General features: G+C 63.7%; 16 protein-coding genes and 3 pseudogenes. 10 read left to right on the plus strand and 9 right to left on the minus strand.

Translation table 11 applies throughout. From position 1 onward, the window contains the following. Window positions 1-137: 137 nt before the first annotated feature. The 4 genes from hypE to LT988_RS11835 all read right to left on the minus strand — a co-directional run bounded on the left by hypE (window position 138) and on the right by LT988_RS11835 (window position 4,104). Complete coding sequence (gene hypE / locus LT988_RS11820) at window positions 138-1,184, minus strand: hydrogenase expression/formation protein HypE (protein WP_232410330.1); 1,047 nt, start codon at window positions 1,182-1,184, stop codon at window positions 138-140. Window positions 1,185-1,313: 129 nt separating this feature from the next. Next, the gene (hypD, locus tag LT988_RS11825) at window positions 1,314-2,459 is read right to left on the minus strand and encodes a hydrogenase formation protein HypD (protein WP_232410331.1); all 1,146 of its coding nucleotides are present in this window, start codon (window positions 2,457-2,459) and stop codon (window positions 1,314-1,316) included. Beyond that, window positions 2,456-2,740, minus strand: coding sequence for a HypC/HybG/HupF family hydrogenase formation chaperone (locus LT988_RS11830; RefSeq protein ID WP_232410332.1), 285 nt, complete (start codon window positions 2,738-2,740; stop codon window positions 2,456-2,458). The genes hypD and LT988_RS11830 overlap by 4 nt, the downstream gene beginning before the upstream one ends. Before the next feature lie 194 nt (window positions 2,741-2,934). After that, entirely contained in the window at window positions 2,935-4,104 is a 1,170-nt protein-coding gene (locus LT988_RS11835) for a nickel-dependent hydrogenase large subunit (protein ID WP_232410333.1), read from the minus strand. Between the two features lie 204 nt (window positions 4,105-4,308). Here LT988_RS11835 and LT988_RS11840 point away from each other — a divergent pair, with 204 nt between their 5' ends. Next, window positions 4,309-4,929: a class I SAM-dependent methyltransferase gene (locus LT988_RS11840; protein ID WP_232410334.1), complete on the plus strand. Its 621-nt coding sequence runs from the start codon at window positions 4,309-4,311 to the stop codon at window positions 4,927-4,929. 318 nt (window positions 4,930-5,247) lie between these two features. Here the strand turns inward: LT988_RS11840 and LT988_RS11845 are convergent, their stop codons facing one another. Continuing rightward, window positions 5,248-5,814, minus strand: coding sequence for a tetratricopeptide repeat protein (locus tag LT988_RS11845; protein ID WP_232410335.1), 567 nt, complete (start codon window positions 5,812-5,814; stop codon window positions 5,248-5,250). 286 nt (window positions 5,815-6,100) lie between these two features. Beyond that, a complete protein-coding gene (locus LT988_RS11850) occupies window positions 6,101-6,256 on the minus strand; it encodes a hypothetical protein (RefSeq protein WP_232410336.1) in 156 nt (51 codons plus the stop codon). 191 nt (window positions 6,257-6,447) lie between these two features. On the opposite strand from LT988_RS11850, the gene LT988_RS11855 reads away from it, so the two are divergent. From LT988_RS11855 to LT988_RS11870, 4 genes and pseudogenes are all read left to right on the plus strand, one after another. Further along, window positions 6,448-7,164, plus strand: coding sequence for a response regulator (locus LT988_RS11855; protein WP_232410337.1), 717 nt, complete (start codon window positions 6,448-6,450; stop codon window positions 7,162-7,164). Then, complete coding sequence (locus LT988_RS11860) at window positions 7,161-8,531, plus strand: ATP-binding protein (protein ID WP_232410338.1); 1,371 nt, start codon at window positions 7,161-7,163, stop codon at window positions 8,529-8,531. The genes LT988_RS11855 and LT988_RS11860 overlap by 4 nt, the downstream gene beginning before the upstream one ends. A gap of 49 nt (window positions 8,532-8,580) precedes the next feature. Further along, window positions 8,581-9,045, plus strand: coding sequence for a peroxiredoxin (locus LT988_RS11865; protein ID WP_232410339.1), 465 nt, complete (start codon window positions 8,581-8,583; stop codon window positions 9,043-9,045). 25 nt (window positions 9,046-9,070) lie between these two features. Beyond that, window positions 9,071-10,732: pseudogene (locus tag LT988_RS11870) on the plus strand (sensor histidine kinase); the annotation flags it as partial. Window positions 10,733-10,976: 244 nt separating this feature from the next. Here the strand turns inward: LT988_RS11870 and LT988_RS11875 are convergent. Beyond that, complete coding sequence (locus LT988_RS11875; protein WP_232406659.1) at window positions 10,977-12,371, minus strand: IS1380-like element ISTro1 family transposase; 1,395 nt, start codon at window positions 12,369-12,371, stop codon at window positions 10,977-10,979. Between the two features lie 91 nt (window positions 12,372-12,462). Between LT988_RS11875 and LT988_RS11880 the strand changes: the two genes are divergently transcribed. Together LT988_RS11880 and LT988_RS11885 are read left to right on the plus strand one after the other, a co-directional pair. Then, the gene (locus LT988_RS11880) at window positions 12,463-13,335 is read left to right on the plus strand and encodes an ATP-binding protein (RefSeq protein WP_269752142.1); all 873 of its coding nucleotides are present in this window, start codon (window positions 12,463-12,465) and stop codon (window positions 13,333-13,335) included. Between the two features lie 50 nt (window positions 13,336-13,385). Continuing rightward, window positions 13,386-13,766, plus strand: a pseudogene (locus LT988_RS11885) (response regulator); the annotation flags it as partial. A 244-nt stretch (window positions 13,767-14,010) separates the two neighbouring features. Here LT988_RS11885 and LT988_RS11890 read toward each other — a convergent pair. Beyond that, window positions 14,011-15,405: an IS1380-like element ISTro1 family transposase gene (locus LT988_RS11890; RefSeq protein WP_232406659.1), complete on the minus strand. Its 1,395-nt coding sequence runs from the start codon at window positions 15,403-15,405 to the stop codon at window positions 14,011-14,013. A gap of 100 nt (window positions 15,406-15,505) precedes the next feature. Here LT988_RS11890 and LT988_RS11895 point away from each other — a divergent pair. The 3 genes and pseudogenes from LT988_RS11895 to speE form a co-directional block, all read left to right on the plus strand. Next, window positions 15,506-15,997, plus strand: a pseudogene (locus LT988_RS11895) (PAS domain S-box protein); the annotation flags it as partial. A gap of 42 nt (window positions 15,998-16,039) precedes the next feature. After that, entirely contained in the window at window positions 16,040-16,378 is a 339-nt protein-coding gene (locus tag LT988_RS11900; RefSeq protein ID WP_232410341.1) for an ArsR/SmtB family transcription factor, read from the plus strand. Window positions 16,379-16,624: 246 nt separating this feature from the next. Further along, complete coding sequence (gene speE, locus LT988_RS11905; RefSeq protein WP_232410342.1) at window positions 16,625-17,488, plus strand: polyamine aminopropyltransferase; 864 nt, start codon at window positions 16,625-16,627, stop codon at window positions 17,486-17,488. A gap of 132 nt (window positions 17,489-17,620) precedes the next feature. Here the strand turns inward: speE and LT988_RS11910 are convergent, their stop codons facing one another. Further along, complete coding sequence (locus LT988_RS11910; RefSeq protein WP_232410343.1) at window positions 17,621-18,880, minus strand: ammonium transporter; 1,260 nt, start codon at window positions 18,878-18,880, stop codon at window positions 17,621-17,623. Window positions 18,881-18,903 lie beyond the last annotated feature (23 nt).

Raw genomic sequence — 18,903 nt, forward strand, 5'->3', positions numbered from 1 at the left:
CCAGTCGGGCCGCCCGGCGCAGTCTATGCTTGAGGGGTGACGCCGGAAACGCTTGGACGGTCGAAGACCAGGCTCAAGCCTCGTTGCGAAGACACCACACCAACGAGGAAAAATCAACACTTTCGATAGACCGCGGATCAGCAGATCCGAGGTAATTGCTCGCCTGCGAGCCAGTCGACGATCCGGCTCCCGCCGAAGTCGGTTTCCATCTGCACGAAGCGATGCGGGTCCTCGACGACCTCGCCGATGATGGCTGATTCCGTCCCAAGGGGATGGGCACGCATGGCATCGAGAAGACGCTCGGCCTTGTCGGGCGGGCAAATGGCGATCAGCTTGCCCTCGTTGGCGACATAGAGCGGGTCGAGCCCGAGCAGCTCGCAGGCGGCGGCCACCTCGGGGCGGACCGGGATGGCGTCCTCTCGGATCTGCATGCCGACACCCGACTGATGGGCCAGCTCGTTGAGCGTCGTCGCCAGGCCCCCGCGGGTGGGGTCACGCAGACAGTGGATGTCCGGAACGGCCGCGATCATCGCGGCGACCAGCTCATGCAAAGCAGAGCTGTCTGAACGGATCTCGGTCTCGAAGCCGAGGTTCTCGCGCTTGGAGAGGATGGCCACGCCGTGGTCGCCCATGCTCCCGCTGACCAGGATCACATCGCCCGGCTCGGCGCGATCGCCCGAGATCAGAATGCCCTCCGGCACCACGCCGATCCCGGTGGTGGTGATGAAGACCCCATCGCCCTTGCCGCGCTCCACCACCTTGGTGTCACCCGTCACCACCGGCACGCCCGCAGCATTGGCGGCTTGCGCCATGCTCTCGACGATGCGCGCCAGATCCCCGAGCGGGAACCCCTCCTCCAAGATGAAGCCGGCGGCGAGGTAGAGCGGCCGCGCACCGGACATGGCAACATCGTTGATGGTGCCGTGCACGGCGAGCGAGCCGATGTCCCCGCCCGGGAAGAAGAGCGGGGAGATCACATGACCGTCGATGCTCATCACCATCCGACCGGGGGGCGGCATGAAGAGCGCCTGGTCGTTGCCGAGGGTCAAGAGCTCATGGTCGAGATACCGCTGAAAGAGCTCGCCGATGAGCTGCGCCATGGCACGTCCGCCCGAGCCGTGACTCATGTCCACGGCGCCCTTCTTGAGATCGAGTCGCACGGGAAAGCGCCGATCGGATGTCATTCTGAGACCTCGTTTTGGGACGACTGGATGAGTCATGGACGGCCTCCTGCCTCCTGCCTCCTGCCTCCTGCTGTCAGCTATCAGCTACCAGCTATCAGCTATCAGCTATCAGCTATCAGCTATCAGCTATCAGCTTCGGCTTTCAACCTTTGGCTGGAGGCTGGCGGCTCTGAACCGCCCGTAGCTCCAATAGGCCGCACAAGCACCCTCCGAGGACACCATGCAGGAACCCATGGGGTTGTCGGGCGTGCAGGGGTTGCCGAAGAGCTTGCAGTCGGTCGGTGTCTTTACGCCGCGCAGGATGGCCGGGCACTCGCAGCCCTTGATCTCTTTGGCCGGGGCGAACTCGACCGGAAAGCGCTCCTCGGCATCCAGGTCCGCGTAGGCGTCGTCCAGCGCCAAGGCGCTGTTCGGCAGGAAGCCGAGCCCGCGCCATTCGAACTCGGGGCGGATCCGAAAGACCTCGTCGATCAGGGCCTGCGCCTTGCGGTTGCCTTCCTCGCTTACCGCGCGCGTGTACTGGTTCTCGACCTCGCAACGCCCGTCGTTGAGCTGTCTGACGAGCATCAAGGCGGACTGCATCACGTCCAGGGGCTCGAAACCGGCGATCACGACGGGCACGCCGAATTGCTCGGCCACGAAACGGTAGGGACGGCTGCCGATGAGCGTACTCACATGGGATGGACCGAGGATGCCGTCGAGCTGGACCCCGTCGGGGCCGGCGGTGCTCAGGATCGTCTGCAGCGCCGACGGGGTCAGCACATGGTTGCAGAAGACTGAGAAGTTGGTCAGCCCCTCGGCGCGCGCCGTCTTCACGGCCACGGCGGTCGGCGGCGTGGTCGTCTCGAAGCCGATGGCGAAGAAGACGACCTGGCGATCGGGGTTCTCGCGGGCGATCCGCAGCACGTCTTGGGTCGAGTAGATCATGCGGATATCTGCTCCATCGGCCTTCGCCTTGAGCAGGCTCTTGCGCTCGCTCGCCGGCACGCGCATGAGATCGCCGTAGGTGCAGAGCGTGACATCGTGCTGTGTGGCGAGCGCAATCGCATGGTCGATCCGGGCCATCGGCAGCACGCACACCGGACAGCCGGGACCATGGATGAAACTCAGGTTCGGCGGCATCAGGTGCTGCACGCCGTAGCGAAAGATGGCGTGGGTATGGCCGCCGCAGAACTCCATCAAGCGATAGTCGCGCCCCGGGTGCGCCTCGGCGGCGATCGTCTCGGCGAGCCGGCGGGCGAGCCCCTTATCGCGGAACTCGTCGATGTATTTCACCGTTGGCCCCCGGGACCCGTGACTGTCGAGGTCGGCTCGGGGACGAGCTCCTGTTCGTCCGCGAGGAGTCCCATCTGCGCGATCATCTCGAGGGTGCGCTGCGCCTCCTCTTCACTGATCTTGTTCAGGGCGTAGCCGACATGGATCAGGACATAATCGCCGACGGCGGCGTCCTCGATCAGGGCCAACGAGATCTCTTTGCCGACGGACCCGAGCGCAACCTTCGCGGTATCGGCGGCGACATCGATGGAGGTGATGCGTGCAGGGATGGCTAGACACATGGACAAAAGACCTCGCAGGGTAAAACGCATCCGGGGCGATCAATGAGGCGGGTGGGTCGGGGCAAACCTCGTCGCCAACCGAAACCTTGGCGAGACGCGTTTTATATCAATAAATTAAAAATCTAAAAACGCCCCATCCACAAGGGCATCGGGTCGGTACAACCCAGCGCAAGAATGACGGCCTCGGACGGTACTCATGTGGCGCTTTTACAGGTGAGCTTGAAGGCCACGCAGGGATCGATCGCCGTAATCAGAAGCTCGGCCTGTCGACGCACCTGCTCTTCGGGGCCGGGCGGCAACGCCTCCAGCGCTCGTGCAACGACGCCGCGCGGGTGAAAGTTCCACTCTGTCGGGGCAAGGATTCGGTAATCGCGAACGCGGCCATCCTCGACTCGGACCAGATGCGCCAGGAGTCCGCGCGCCGCGAAGACACGTCCGAGCCCGACTCCGTTACCGCTCGCAAGCGTCGGCTGCGCCGAGGCGCTCCCCGCGCAACAGCGGCTCAACAACCGCAAGCCGGTTGCGACCACCGTGAGTTGAGCGGAAAGGCGGACCAAGAGACCCGGCCCATAGGCCTCGATCAGCGGCAGTGGGTGAACACGCGTAAAGGGGCTGGTCTCGCGCGGTTGGCCCTGCCAGGTCGGATGAGCAACGAACTCGGCCCAATCCGGTGCGCTCATCCGCGCGATTAGATCCTCGTCCGAGAGTCTCGGCAGCGCGCTGATCGGGGCCTGCCCGAGCGATGCTTCTCCCGATTCCAGAAGAGAGCGCAACAGACGTGCCGCCACCGTCTCCGTCTTGCGACACCAGCGCTCGAAGCCCGAGGGGTCGCCGATCAGGTTCAAAAAGTGCTCGGGCGAGACTCCGAGCACCCTATGGGTGAGCAGATCGGTCAGATCGGTGAGCAGGACATCGAGACCGAGGGGGTGATCCGCCGCCGAATTCGCACCGACGCCGAACAGATCGCCGTCAGGGTCGAGCCGCGCGAGGATGCGGTTCGACAAGGCAAGGACCGCCGCCATGTCATCACGGCAAGGCGGCTCGCCCAAGATTGCGGGCCAATCGAGCAGGATTCGCCACAGGTGCTCCCGGATCGTCTCCGCCGCGATCGCCGCCTCGCGCCGTCCGCGGATGATCGGGCTCGCAACCCACCCGGAGGCCTGCTCGAATGCCCCCGCGCAGGCGCCGGCTTGGGCGCGGGCACAGATCGAGAAAAGCAGCGGCAGACGAGCGGCCGTCTCGTGCGGCGAGCGCCCGACGAAGGCCGACGCGGCAGCGACCGGACGCGTCGAGGCGATCGTGCAGACGAGGCCGCCCGAGGATGGTGTCAATTGAATGTCGAGGCTTCCACCCGGATCGGACATGCGACTCGCGAACCTCCGGATTGGCGATGCAAGGCTTGCAGTGTAGCTGATCGCGCTTCAGGATAACTGAAACCGCGTCCGAGGTCCGCGCGGAACAGTGGCTTAAGACGCAACGACCGGTGCTCCCCGCCGCGGACCAGGTCGTTGCAGACACGGTCTCGCTCTTTGCCCCATCCTCATCGCATTGCATCAGGCCTAACCCCCGTGCTCACACCCGAACAACTTGCCGCCCTTCGCCGAGACATCGTCGTCAATGCCCAGCTCGGCGGGCGCGACCTAACGATGCACAGCACTTGGGGTCTCTTCTCGCCGCGCGAGATCGACGAAGGCACTCGTCTGCTGCTGGCGCATCTGGAGGTTCGCCCCACCGACGACTGCTTCGATCTGGGCTGCGGATACGGTGCGATCGGCTTGGCGATGGCGACGCTCGCCCCGCGGGGTCAAACCCTGATGGTCGACAAGGATTTCGTGGCGGTGGATTACGCCAACCGCAACGTCAAGCTCAATCAGCTGGAGAACGCACGCGCGCAGCTCAGCAACGGGTTCGATCAGGTCGACCCCGAGCTGCAGTTCGACCTAATCGCGAGCAATATCCCTGCGAAGGTGGGCAAGGAGCTGCTCGCGCTCCTGCTGCACGACGCCCGCGCCCGCCTGCGCCCGGGCGGGCGGCTTTATCTGGTGACCATCAACGGGCTGCGCCAGTACATGAAACGCAACCTGACCGAGGTCTTCGGCAATTACGACAAGCTCAAGCAGGGGGCGCATTACACGGTTGCGTTTGCCGAGCGGGCTCAACGGGGTGGCGGGAGCGCGGCAGACGTTTGAGCATGGCCGCCGCATGGAAGACCGCTGGAGTCTTTGGTCGACGCGGATGAAGGTATCGGAAGCAGAGTGTTGCGCCGTGTCCGCCGCGACGCTTTCCGATACGTGTCGTGCTTGCGTCGCGCCGAGGATCGCGAATCCGGTTCCGCCCGGGAGCCTAGGGTGGTGGAGTGTAGAGATGTCGAGACCGCACGCGATCAGGTTCCTTGTCGTCATCGACCATCGAGACGACCACTATGGCGATGACGACGACGATTTCGACAACAAAAGGTCTCGATACATCTGCCGCGCTGCAGAGGAGAGACTCGTCAGTCCCGATCACTACTCCTCGATCAGATCCAATAACCGGGTCGCCTCCTGACCGACACCCGTATCGGCACCGAGATCGCGTGCGCGCTCGAGCGCCGTGCGCGCCTCGGCCATATCGCCGGCCTGCAGGCTCACGAATCCGAGGGTCAGCCAGATGCGCTGGTGGGTCGCGTCCTTGGCCGCACCCGCACGTAGTTGCGTCAGCGCCCCTTCGGTATCGCCCGTGTAATGCAGCGCCAATCCGAGGTCGTTTTGAGCATCGACGTCGTCCGGCCGCAGCTCGAGCAAACGGCGATAGATGGGCACGGCCTCGGTGTAGCGACGCTCCACAAAGAGCGCGTCGGCTTGCTGCGCCAGGAGATCGGGGTTGGTCTCGGTGATGGTCTGAGGGATCGCGGTCGGCGACGGGCGCGGAGTGGTCTGAGTAGGCAGCCCGTGGGGAGCGGCCGACGCCGCGGCGACGGCAGGGCGCGCAGCGTGGCGAATGTAGTAGTCGCGCGTGACCGCAAAAACCGTGAAACCGTAGAAGAACAAGAACACGGCGAAGAGCAGCCACTGCAGCGGGGAGAGTCTGGGCATGGTATCGAAACGGCTGTCGGAGGAGAGGTCGAGCGATCCTAGGAACCCCGACAGGGCCTGTCAAACCGGGCCGAACGCCGGCGCGCGCAGACCGCTCCGGGGCCCTTGAGCAGGGCCGTCGAGTTTCCACCCGTAATCCTCGCGCTCGGCAGTAACCTTGCCTATCCTTAGAAGGATTTGAATCAGGATTGAACGCGAAGAATCGCCAACAAAAAAAGGCCGCGACGACAGGGTGTGTAGCTGCCGTGGCGACCGAACTGGCTTGCTGCGCGTGTGCGGCTCCGAATCAGGACCGGCAGTCGGACCCAGCGGTCTTGTCGGTGCCACGTATGCGTGAAGGACGAGCGTCACCGGCATCGTCGCGGTTGATGAGCGCGACCAGAAAGCCGGCGCAAAACACCGCCGCGATCAGACCCGCGATCGTAAGTGCATCGAAGCTCATGTGTGCTCCCCTCTATCCGTCGGATGACTGCTCCAAAGATCCGCAGCGCCGAGGATCGAAAAACTCGAACAAGGGCCTGCGCGTACGTGTTTATCTTGCGCGCAAGGCGTCAATAGAGTATTTCAGTCGACTCTAATGTTGTTACAAGTTGTTACAGTCGCCTGACTTCGGCCGAACGGGACCCCGCGGAAATGCCCGATACACCGATCCAGATCCTGGTTGTCGACGACGATTCGGCCTTGCGCGCTCTGCTCGGAGACTATCTCGCCGGGGAGGGCTTCCTCGTGGCCGGAGCGGAGGACGGCGTGGCGATGGACGCCTGGTTGGCCGAGCATGAGACGGACCTGGTGATCCTCGACTTGATGCTCCCCGGCGAGGACGGGCTGACCCTGGCACGCCGACTGCGGGCGCGCGCCGATACCCCGATCATCATGCTGTCGGCACGCGGCGACGACATCGATCGCATCGTCGGCTTGGAGGTCGGTGCCGACGACTACATGCCCAAGCCCTTCAATCCCCGCGAGCTTCTTGCGCGAATCCGTGCGGTGCTGCGCCGCCGAGCCCCGAGCGGGCCAACAGAGCCCCGTGAGGAGAATGGGATCATTCGGTTCGGGCCCTATCGTCTCGACCTCGGTCAACGCGAGTTGCGACGCGGGGATGACGCCGTCGTGCTCACCTCGGGCGAGCTTGAGCTGTTGCGCATCCTTGCCGAGCATCCCGACCGGATATTGGATCGTGATCTGCTGCTCGACCTGCTCAAGGGCTACGAGCGCTCGCCGTTCGATCGCAGCATCGACGTGCAGATCGCGCGCCTGCGCGCCAAAATCGAACCGGATACCAAACGCCCCCGTTACATCCGCACCATTTGGGGCAAGGGTTACATGTTCACGCCGGCCGGCGACGCATGAAGCTCTTTGCACGCCTGGTCCCGGCAAGCCTGTTCGGGCGCGCGCTGCTCACCTTGGTCTTCACCTTCGGGCTGTTCGGCCTCATCACCTTCTGGGTCATCGTGTCCTATGCGCTGACGCCGGTTGCTCAGCGCTCCGCCTCGGATCTGGCGAGCATCATGGTGCTCTCGGCCCGGACCCTACGCCAGCTCCCGGCGGAGATGCGTGACGACTATCGCACCAGGCTTGCGCGGGAGTACCAGATCCGACTCGCCGAGGAGCGTCCGCTCACGGACGTGAACCACTTTTTCTTTCCCTACATCGGCCAGCTCAAACGCGCCCTGGAAGAACGATTAGGCGGCGAGGTAGAGATCGTGACGAGCGTCGCCAACAGCGAGCGGTGGTTCTGGGTCGCCCTCGATGCGAGCGGAGAAACGGTCTGGGCGGGATTCCCTCGCAGCCGGGTCGAGACGCGCCCGATCGAGGGCCTCTCGGTCATCATCGGCGTCGCGGTGCTGCTGATCGTGGGAAGCGCGGTGATTCTCGCCGGGCGCGTGACTCAGCCGCTCAACCGCCTCTCCAAGGCCGCCGAGCAGGTCGCGCTCGGGTACTCGCCTGCCGTCTTGTCCGAAAGCGGCCCCAAAGAGCTCGCGAACCTCGCGCGTCAGTTCAATGCTACCAGTCGACGTATCCGCGAGCTGATCGCCAATCGCACCCTGCTGCTGGCCGGGATCTCGCACGATCTGCGAACGCCGTTGACGCGCCTGCGTCTCGCTGTGGAGATGCTGCCGCGCGGGACCGCACCGGCGCTCGTCGCCCGGATGGAGCGCGACATCGAGGAGATGAACGCCCTCATTTCCCAGGCCATCGACTTCGGAAAGAGCCTCGAAACCGGGAATCGCGAAGAGGTCGATCTCGCCGAGGTGATCGACGACCTGGTCGCCGGTCGTTCGCGGGTCATCTGGCAACGCGGTCGGTCGTGTCGCTATCGCGTCGACGTCTTGGCATTGCGGCGCATCCTGAGCAATCTGCTCGAAAACGCCCTGCGCTACAGCCAAGACCTGGTCGAGATCCATCTCGACTGCAAGACAGCGACGCCCGTGGTCTTCGTGCTCGATCGCGGTCCGGGGATCCCGGAAGCGGAGCGCGAGGCCGTCTTCCGTCCCTACTACCGATTGGAAACCTCGCGCAGCCGCCTAACCGGCGGCACGGGGTTAGGTCTCGCCGTGGCTTACCAGCTTGCCCTGTCGAACCAGATGGAGCTGCATCTGGGCATGCGTCGCGGCGGCGGCACCGTCGCGAGCGTTCGCTTGCCGCCGCTCGAGCTCGAGCCCGCTCTTGCTCCGCGCAACGGCACGGCGGTTGACGTGCCGTCCGAGGGTGCCTAAATTCCGCCCTGACATCCATCAATTCGCTCGACTACCGGAGCCCCTCGCGATGCTGCAACCTGGCGATCACGCGCCCGTCTTCACACTCCCCAACGCGGACATGGGGCGGGTGAGCCTCGATCAGCTTCTCGGGCAACGCAATCTGGTCATCTACTTTTACCCGAAAGACGACACACCGGGCTGCACGATGGAGGCGCTCGACTTCACCGACCTACAAGCCGACTTCGACGCCGCCGAGACCGATGTCGTCGGCATCAGCCGCGACACCTGCACCAGCCACGGCGCCTTCCGCGATAAATACGGCTTGACCGTTCAATTGCTCGCCGATACCGAGGGTGAGGCGTGCGAGGCTTACGGGGTCTGGCGCGAGAAGGAGGCACACGGCGAGAAACGCATGGGGATCGTCCGCTCGACCTTCGTCGTCGACAAAAGCGGCGTGATTCGACACGCGCTCTACGACGTCAAACCCAAGGGCCATGCCGCCCAGATCCTGGAACTGGTCCAGGCACTCTGACCCGCGACCGGGAGCGGTATTCGAGATGCTCTCGCCGCCGACCCCGGGGAAAAGCCCGATCTCCTCGGTCGAGCCCAAATCCACGTCCGGCCCGGGCATCGTCACGGGCTCCCCCTCGACGGGGCTGGACCCCGAGCCGCGTTCGGAGACCTCGCGTAGCGTCAAGCTGCGCGCCTATATCCTGATCTTCCTCCTGATCTTCGGCCTGACACCGCTTGTCTTGGCCGTGCTGATCAACCTCCCGCTGGTGCTGGATCGCACCGCGATGTTCTACCAGCGCGCGTATCTGCAGAATCTGCGCGCGGACTTTCGTGATCTCGACCAGCATCTTGCCAGTCGCCATGAGATGATCCGGCTGCTCTCTAAGTTGCCCGAGCCCGGCCTGATCCTCGGCGAGCAGGGGGATGCGGATCAGATCGATGTCGCACGCGCTCGATACACCGCCTGGATCAACCAGATCGTCGCCGATCAGCGCGACATCATTCAGATCCTCTTCGTCGGGGACGACGGTCAGGAGCGTTTCTGGCTGGCTCGCGATGCGCGCACGCAGGAATGGCGACCCACCGCCTCACCCCCGCAGGTCCCGAATCGCGCATTCCTGACCGCAGGGCTCGATCTACAATCCGGCGCGGTGATGGTCAGCCGAATCCGCATCGACCCGTTAGCGGGTGTTGAAGACCCGCGCCAGCTGATGACCCTGAGCCTGGTCAGCCGAATCGGCGGGGAGAAACCGGAAGACCCGCGAGGGGTGGTGGTGATGACCATCGATGTCGGTGGACTCGCCCAGTTCTATCGCGACACGCTCTGGGTGAATCACGACGGCAGCTATCTGCGTCCCGGTCAGCCCGCAAGCGGCCAGCCCGAGGCCTTCGACGCCTTCCCGGGCTTGGCCGAGATCTTTGCCGGCGGCACCCTCGCCGTCTGGAAGGGCCGCCAAGGCCGCCAGCTGCTCTGGGTGCCCATGTTCCTGACCGAGGACGGCGTGCCGCTATGGGTAGGTCGGGCGGTGGATCCCTCGCCAATCGAGGAGTTTCGCGACGCCTTGATCGTGCGTGTCCTCTCCATCATCTTCCTGCTGGTTTTGGTGGTGATGGTTCTGGCGCGATGGATCGCGGCACGTGCCGAGCATTTCGGCCAGGAGCTGCGGGGCGGCATCGGACAGGTGCTGCGCGACGGTCGACCGCTACGCTTCAGTTGGCGCGGACCGCGCGAGATCCGCGAGCTCGGCGAGCAGCTCACCGCGCTGGCGCAAACCCACGCCGAGCACCTTCAGGCGGCGCATGCCCATACCCGCGAGCTGGAGCGATCCAACCGGTACAAGTCTGAATTCCTGGCCAATGTCAGCCATGAGCTGCGCACGCCGCTGAACTCGATCCTCCTGCTCTCGAAGATGTTGGCCGCCGAGACCAGCGGGCTCAATCCGGGGCAGCGACGTCAAGCGCAGGTGATCCACGAGGCCGGGCGCGACCTGAGGACCATGATCGACAACATCCTGGACATCTCTCGGATCGAGGCGGGACATGTCGCAGTGACCTCGGATTGGGTCGAGCTGCGTCCCATGCTGGAGGAGCTGATCGAGTTGGTCGAACCGATGGTGGTGGAGAAACCGGTGGTGCTCGACCTGAAGGTCGACCCGGACGCCGCGACGAGGGTCTATACGGACCGCGACAAGCTGCGACAGATCCTTAACCCGGATGTTTCATAAACCGACACAGCCGACACTGGCCTCGCGGATTTGCGCGGCGCTGGGCGTCACCGAGGGCGATGACCGGGACGCCGCGGGGGTTGAATGGTGGAAATACCGAGCGGCAACGGGCTTGATCAACGGGGCACGAGTAGTTTTGTCGCCGCGCAGGCGTACGATGCCCTGCCCGAGGTGGGCATAGTCGTCGTGCGCGTGCTGAAATCCCCGTGCGGGGATGTATGTGCGTCTAGGCGGGCGCCGCCCGGGGCTGCGCGTTGAAGAGCCTCTCGGTGACCTGCTGCAACAGCGTCTTGACCGGACAGCTCGAGGGCAGGTGCAGGCGCACGCGGTCTTTGTACTGCACCACGCGCACGGCGAGCTTGAACAGTTTGATGATCACGGTGGCAGGCTGGGCGTTGGCCAGTTCCGTGCCGACGAGGACCTCGGTGCGCAGCGTTTGGTGCAAGACGTAAGCGGCGCAGGAGAAGAACAAGCGCATCTGATTGGCCAAGAAGGTGCTGTCGGAAGTGCGATCGCTGGCCAGATCGTTCTTGATCATTTTGATGAAGTTCTCGTCCTGGCCGCGCGCGCAGTACAGATCGCGGTAGACGCACTCGGGACTGGGCAAGTCCAAGGAGGTGACGACGAAGCGGAGGTTGTCGCCGCGCGCCGTCACCTCGGCTTTGAGGATGGTCCGACACGCGCCGGGCCAGGAACCGGCACGGTAGTCAACCTCGTGGTAGGTGCGGGTCCGCTCGGGTACGTCGGCGTCGGCGCGCCGGGCGTTCTCGATGCGCAGCGCATGGAGCTTGCGGGCGTCGGCCAAGAACGGCTCGGCCCGTGGCGTGAGAGCCCGGTTACCCGCCAGGCCGAAGATGAAATCCGTCAACGGATCGGCCATCGCCAAGGCCATCAACTCGGGGTTGGAGAAGTGTCCGTCGCCGCGCAGGATGATGCGTGTGCGTGGCCACGCGGCCCGCAGCCGCTTGAGCACGCGCTTGAGGATCATCGCGTTCTCGGCGCCGGTGGGGCGCTTGCCGGGACGCAGCACCGCGGTGATGAACTTCCCCGAGAGGCCCTCGAAGAGAAACAGCGGCAAGTAGCAATGGTTGCCGTAGTGATGATTGTAGAACGCGAACTCCTGCTGGCCATGGGTGGCGTCTTCGGAGTGGTCCATATCGAGCACGATCACCTGCGGCGCCTTCGGGTAGCTGGCGATGAAGGCCTCGACGAAGGCCTGCGCCATGCGGTAGAGGTCGCGCGCGCCGACCCCATTCTCCAAACGCGAGAAGGTCGGCCCGCTGGCCAGGTCCGTCGTCGCATCCAGCGGCTTGCGCTCCAGCCCCAGCTTGAACAGCGCATCACGGCGCAGCGCATTGGCGTCGTTGCCGTCTTCGTAAGCACAGGCGATCTGGTAGACCCGTTGCGCGATCAGCTCACGCATCGGATGGGTGGTGTAGGACGGATGGCGCCAATCATCGATCGCTGCGCTCAACCGCTCGGTCAGGCCGATCTGCCGATCAACCCCGCGCAGAATCATGGGGCCAAAGTCAGACGACATGGCGCCGCCGTCGAAGTCGCCGCGGACCGTGAAACCGGCGACCGGGGGAAAACGCAGCTGTTCCGGGGTAGACTCGGGCATGGGCGACCTCGTTTAGCTTCTTCCGAAGCGTTCTTGGCGGAACAGCCATTTTATCAATGGGTTGAACGAGAGTCGCCCTTTTTTATGAAATATTCGGGTTAAGAACTTTCTTTCAAATGCCGTGAAGTTCACCGAGCAGGGCCGCATCACCCTCGCGGTCGAAGCGGGAGAGGATCGCCAAAAAGAGGTTGCACTCAGTGTCGCCGACACCGGAATCGGGATCCCTCACGACAAACAGGACATCATCTTCGAGGCCTTCCAACAGGCCGACGGATCGACGCGCCGCCGCTACGGCGGCACAGGCCTGGGACTCTCCATCAGCCGAGAGCTCGCGCTCTTGCTCGGCGGACGGATCCAGGTCGAGAGCGCGCCGGGTGCCGGGGCCTGCTTCACCCTCGTCATGCCCGTCGCGGCCGTCGCTGTGGAGCAGGAAGGGATCGTCTCCGCGGCCGCACCCGCGAGCGCACATGTCACTCCCCTACCGCCCACGGACTCGCCCGGCGCGCTGCGCCCAACCTCGGCCAGGGGTTCCGGCGCCGGCGCGAGCGGCGGCTGGGTCCTGATCGTCGAGCGCGACGTCAAAACCCTCGTGCAACTCGCCTCCGAGCTGTCGCGGCGAGGTCTTCGTATTCAAACCGCAGCCGATCTCGACGAGGCACTCGAGACCCTGCAGGAAGAGGGTGAAGGTTGCGAGCTGGTGCTGCTGGCGGCCGGGATGTCCGACGAAATGACCTGTGCTACGATTCAGACACTACTGAGCCGCAATGCGGGGCCGCATCCGGCCGTTGCCGTGCTCGGCGATCGATCGGCCAAGAACCGGGTTGCCGATTGCTTGGGTGCCGGTGCCGTGGAATTTCTCTCGAAACCCATCGATCCCGATCAACTTACGGCGCTGCTGGCCGAGGTGCTGCCGGAGAGACCCGTCCCGGAGGCATCCGCAGCGGCACCCGAACCGATCGTTTGAGCCGGCCGAGTCCCACTCGCGACGGTTCCGGGCGCACAAGGGCAGACGACATGACCCGCTACGCCGGCTTCAAGCTGCTGATCGTCGACGACCACGCTCATAATCTCTTTACGCTCCGGACCTTGATCGAGAGCGAGATGGATGTCGAGGTTCTCGAGGCCACTTCGGGACAAGACGCCATCGATCTGACCCATCGGCACCCCGACATCGACCTCATCATCCTCGATGTACAGATGCCCGAGATGGACGGCTTCGAGACCGCGTCCATGCTCAAATTGCGCAAGCGTACGCGCGATATCCCGATCATCTTCCTGACTGCGGCCTTCAAGTCGGAAGAGTTCCAGCAACGCGGATTCGCTGTCGGTGCTGTCGACTATCTGCTCAAGCCGATCGACGACAACCTTCTAATCAACAAGATCAGCACCTACTTTAGCCCGGATGTTTCATAAACCGACACAGCCGACACTGGCCTCGCGGATTTGCGCGGCGCTGGGCGTCACCGAGGGCGATGACCGGGACGCCGCGGGGGTTGAATGGTGGAAATACCGAGCGGCAACGGGCTTGATCAACGGGGCACGAGTAGTTTTGTCGCCGCGCAGGCGTACGATGCCCTGCCCGAGGTGGGCATAGTCGTCGTGCGCGTGCTGAAATCCCCGTGCGGGGATGTATGTGCGTCTAGGCGGGCGCCGCCCGGGGCTGCGCGTTGAAGAGCCTCTCGGTGACCTGCTGCAACAGCGTCTTGACCGGACAGCTCGAGGGCAGGTGCAGGCGCACGCGGTCTTTGTACTGCACCACGCGCACGGCGAGCTTGAACAGTTTGATGATCACGGTGGCAGGCTGGGCGTTGGCCAGTTCCGTGCCGACGAGGACCTCGGTGCGCAGCGTTTGGTGCAAGACGTAAGCGGCGCAGGAGAAGAACAAGCGCATCTGATTGGCCAAGAAGGTGCTGTCGGAAGTGCGATCGCTGGCCAGATCGTTCTTGATCATTTTGATGAAGTTCTCGTCCTGGCCGCGCGCGCAGTACAGATCGCGGTAGACGCACTCGGGACTGGGCAAGTCCAAGGAGGTGACGACGAAGCGGAGGTTGTCGCCGCGCGCCGTCACCTCGGCTTTGAGGATGGTCCGACACGCGCCGGGCCAGGAACCGGCACGGTAGTCAACCTCGTGGTAGGTGCGGGTCCGCTCGGGTACGTCGGCGTCGGCGCGCCGGGCGTTCTCGATGCGCAGCGCATGGAGCTTGCGGGCGTCGGCCAAGAACGGCTCGGCCCGTGGCGTGAGAGCCCGGTTACCCGCCAGGCCGAAGATGAAATCCGTCAACGGATCGGCCATCGCCAAGGCCATCAACTCGGGGTTGGAGAAGTGTCCGTCGCCGCGCAGGATGATGCGTGTGCGTGGCCACGCGGCCCGCAGCCGCTTGAGCACGCGCTTGAGGATCATCGCGTTCTCGGCGCCGGTGGGGCGCTTGCCGGGACGCAGCACCGCGGTGATGAACTTCCCCGAGAGGCCCTCGAAGAGAAACAGCGGCAAGTAGCAATGGTTGCCGTAGTGATGATTGTAGAACGCGAACTCCTGCTGGCCATGGGTGGCGTCTTCGGAGTGGTCCATATCGAGCACGATCACCTGCGGCGCCTTCGGGTAGCTGGCGATGAAGGCCTCGACGAAGGCCTGCGCCATGCGGTAGAGGTCGCGCGCGCCGACCCCATTCTCCAAACGCGAGAAGGTCGGCCCGCTGGCCAGGTCCGTCGTCGCATCCAGCGGCTTGCGCTCCAGCCCCAGCTTGAACAGCGCATCACGGCGCAGCGCATTGGCGTCGTTGCCGTCTTCGTAAGCACAGGCGATCTGGTAGACCCGTTGCGCGATCAGCTCACGCATCGGATGGGTGGTGTAGGACGGATGGCGCCAATCATCGATCGCTGCGCTCAACCGCTCGGTCAGGCCGATCTGCCGATCAACCCCGCGCAGAATCATGGGGCCAAAGTCAGACGACATGGCGCCGCCGTCGAAGTCGCCGCGGACCGTGAAACCGGCGACCGGGGGAAAACGCAGCTGTTCCGGGGTAGACTCGGGCATGGGCGACCTCGTTTAGCTTCTTCCGAAGCGTTCTTGGCGGAACAGCCATTTTATCAATGGGTTGAACGAGAGTCGCCCTTTTTTATGAAATATTCGGGTTAGGTTGATCGAAAAAGAGCGCGAGCTCAACCGCACGCTTGAGCAAACGGTCGCGCAACGCACGGCCGAGCTCGCCGAGGCGCGGCAGTACCTCGAGAACATCATCACCCATATGGGCGAAGCGCTCTTGGTCTTGGATCCGAGCGGCACCATCAAGCACACCAATCCGGCAGCCTGGAAGATGCTCGGCTATGGCGAGGGCGATCTGCGCGGCATGTCCATCGGAGACGTGTTCGAAGAGGAAGGCGATGCCGAAGCCGGCGCCTTCATGGGAACCTGGCTCGAAGCGCTGATCCGCACCGGAGCCTTGAGCCGGATCGAGGCCCGTTTCATCGCCCGCGACGGGCGGCGGGTCCCGATTCTCTTCTCGAGGACCGCGGTGAAGGATCCGGAAGGACATATCAGCGATATCATCTGCATCGCAAAGGACATGACCGGCTATGTGCGGGTCGGGGAGAACGGGAACGCGAGAGCCCTGCCGACAGGGGGATAAGCAACGACACGATAAGATTGGAGCCCCTAGGGAGGAGCAAGAATGAGTGAGCCGATGGTCCCCGAGATACCCGAAGACGATGAAAACACGACCCTGACGGCCAACGCCCTGAAAGCCATGGCGCATCCGCTGCGATGGAAGATCCTCTGCTCGCTGGGCGACAAGGAGCTCTCCGTCGGGGAGATCGTCGATCGCACCGGGACCTCGCAGAGCAACATCTCCCAGCACCTGGAGCAACTACGCAACAAGAACATCGTCGTCGCCCGCAAGGAGGCCAATCGGATCTATTACCGCATCCGCAACGACCAGTTGTTGGATCTGATCGGCATCATGCGCGACGTGCTGTGCCCGGCGAACCTGGATGACCGCTTCCCGAAATAGGCCGCGGGTCCTGCGTCTCCTCCTACGTAGACCCAACGGCCGTCGGCTCTGACCGAACGCACGCCCGAAGGGAGTGAGTGGGCCTCCCGCCGTGTTCAAGTGACCTGCCGGAAATGCGTTGAGTCTCGTCGTTGTCGCAATCGAAAACGACCACCGCCTCAAAGGCGCCCTCTCGTCGCGTCGTTTTGCTCATTCTTGAACCGTTCCTGAGATAATGCTCGCCCACTCCACTCAGGACGATCCCACATGCTCGATCCCAACACCTGGTTCTCCGAGGTCGCCGCCGCGGACGGTACCGCCTTTTCGCTGCGTATCTCCTCGAAGCTCCACGAGGAGCAGAGCCCCTACCAGCACATCGAGATCTACGAGACCGAGGGCTTCGGCAATCTCATGGTGATCGACGGCTGCACCATGCTCTCGACCCGCGACAACTTTCTCTATCACGAGATGATGTCGCATCCGGCGCTGTTTACGCATCCGGATCCCAAGCGAGTCTGCATCATCGGGGGCGGCGACTGCGGAACCTTGCGCGAGGTGTTGAAGCACCCCGGCGTCGAGCAGGCGGTTCAAATCGACATCGACGAGCGGGTGACACGTCTCGCCGAGATGTTTTTTCCGGAGCTCACCGCCTCAAACGGGGATGCGCGTGCGCACCTGTTGTTCGAGGACGGGGTGCGCTGGATCCAAGAGGCGGATGCCGGCAGTCTCGATATCATCATCGTCGACAGTACCGACCCGGTCGGACCCGCAGTCGGCCTCTTCACCAGCGAATTCTACGCTGACTGCCGACGCGCCTTGGGCGCGGGCGGAATTCTGGTTCAGCAGAGCGAATCCCCGCTGTATCACATCCGCATCTTGACCGAGATGCACACCGCGATGCGCAGTGCCGGCTTCTGCGACACCCGCACACTCTTGTTTCCTCAACCGATCTATCCCTCCGGTTGGTGGAGCGCGACCATGGCGTGCACCGACCTTTCGCTCGGGGATTTTCGTGTCGAAGACGCCGCTCGCAAAGCGTTCGAAACCCTTTACTACAACGCCGAGATCCATCGCGCCGCCCTAGCGCAACCGGAGTTCTTTCGCCGTGCGCTCGCCGAGATCGCCGGCTGAGCTCGGTTGCTCGGACCTTCCCGCGGGTCGTGTGTCGGGACGAGCTGGAGAGAGGCCCGGCGCTCGGGATAGGGGCCAAAAAAACGGGGCCCAGAGGGCCCCGAAGAATTCACAACAGTGCAAAGCGGAGCATCAGACGCCGCCGCGTGCCCCGACGAACTCGGGATAGGCCTCCAGGCCGCACTCCCCGATGTCGACGCCTTCGTATTCCTCTTCCTCGCTGACCCGGATGCCCATGACAAGCTTGAGGATCAGCCAGACGATGAAGGAGGTGACGAAGACCCATCCGAGGATCGTGCCGAGTCCGATCCCCTGAGCGGCAAAGCTTGCATCACTGTTGGTGATGGGCACCGCCATCAGGCCCCACATTCCGACCACACCGTGCACGGAGATGGCGCCGACCGGATCGTCGACCCGCAGTTTGTCCATGGTCACGATCGCGAAAACGACGATCACTCCGCCGATCGCTCCGATCATCGTCGCGAGCAAGGGCGAGGGCGTGAGCGGCTCGGCCGTGATCGCGACCAACCCGGCGAGAGCGCCGTTGAGGGCCATCGTAAGATCGGCCTTGCCGAACAACAGCCGAGCCGTGATCAAACCGAAGATGGTGCCGCCGGCCGCTGACATGTTGGTGTTGACAAAGACCGCCGCGACCGCATTGGCGTCCTCGATGTTCGAGATGACCAGCTGCGACCCGCCGTTGAAGCCGAACCAGCCAAGCCAGAGGATGAAGGTGCCGAGCGTCGCGATCGGCATATTCGCACCCGGGATGGCGTTGATCGATCCGTCTTTGCCGTACTTGCCTTTCCGCGCACCCAAGAGGAGAACGCCTGCGAGCGCCGCCGAGGCGCCAGCCAAATGGACGATGCCGGAGCCTGCAAAGTCGAGGAATCCGAGCTCATCGAGGAACCCCCCGCCCCACTTCCAATAGCCTTGCATCGGGTAGATGAATCCGGTCATCACGACCGCGAAGAGCAGGAAGGCCCAGAGCTTCATCCGCTCGGCTACGGCGCCCGAGACGATCGACATGGCTGTGGCCACAAAGACAACCTGGAAGAAGAAGTCCGCCATCGAGGAGTAGTAGGTCTCCCCGTCGCTGCCCATGACCTCCGCGACGCTGTTGTCGCCGCCGAACATGAAGCTCCAGTCGATTGCGGGGATGAAGCCGTTGCCGTCGGCCGGATACATGATCCCGTATCCCACCAGCATGTACATCACCGAGGCGATCGCGAAAAGCGCGATATTTTTGGTCAAAATTTCAGCGGTGTTCTTGGCGCGGACCATACCCGCCTCGAGCATCGCAAAGCCGGCGGCCATCCACATGACCAATGCGCCGGAGATGAGAAAGTAAAAGGTATCGAGCGCGTAGCTCAATTGAGTAATTTCTTCCACGAGAGAATCTCCAAAGAGGTTCG

It is taken from the genome of Thiocapsa bogorovii (genome assembly GCF_021228795.1).
Lineage (GTDB): Bacteria > Pseudomonadota > Gammaproteobacteria > Chromatiales > Chromatiaceae > Thiocapsa > Thiocapsa bogorovii.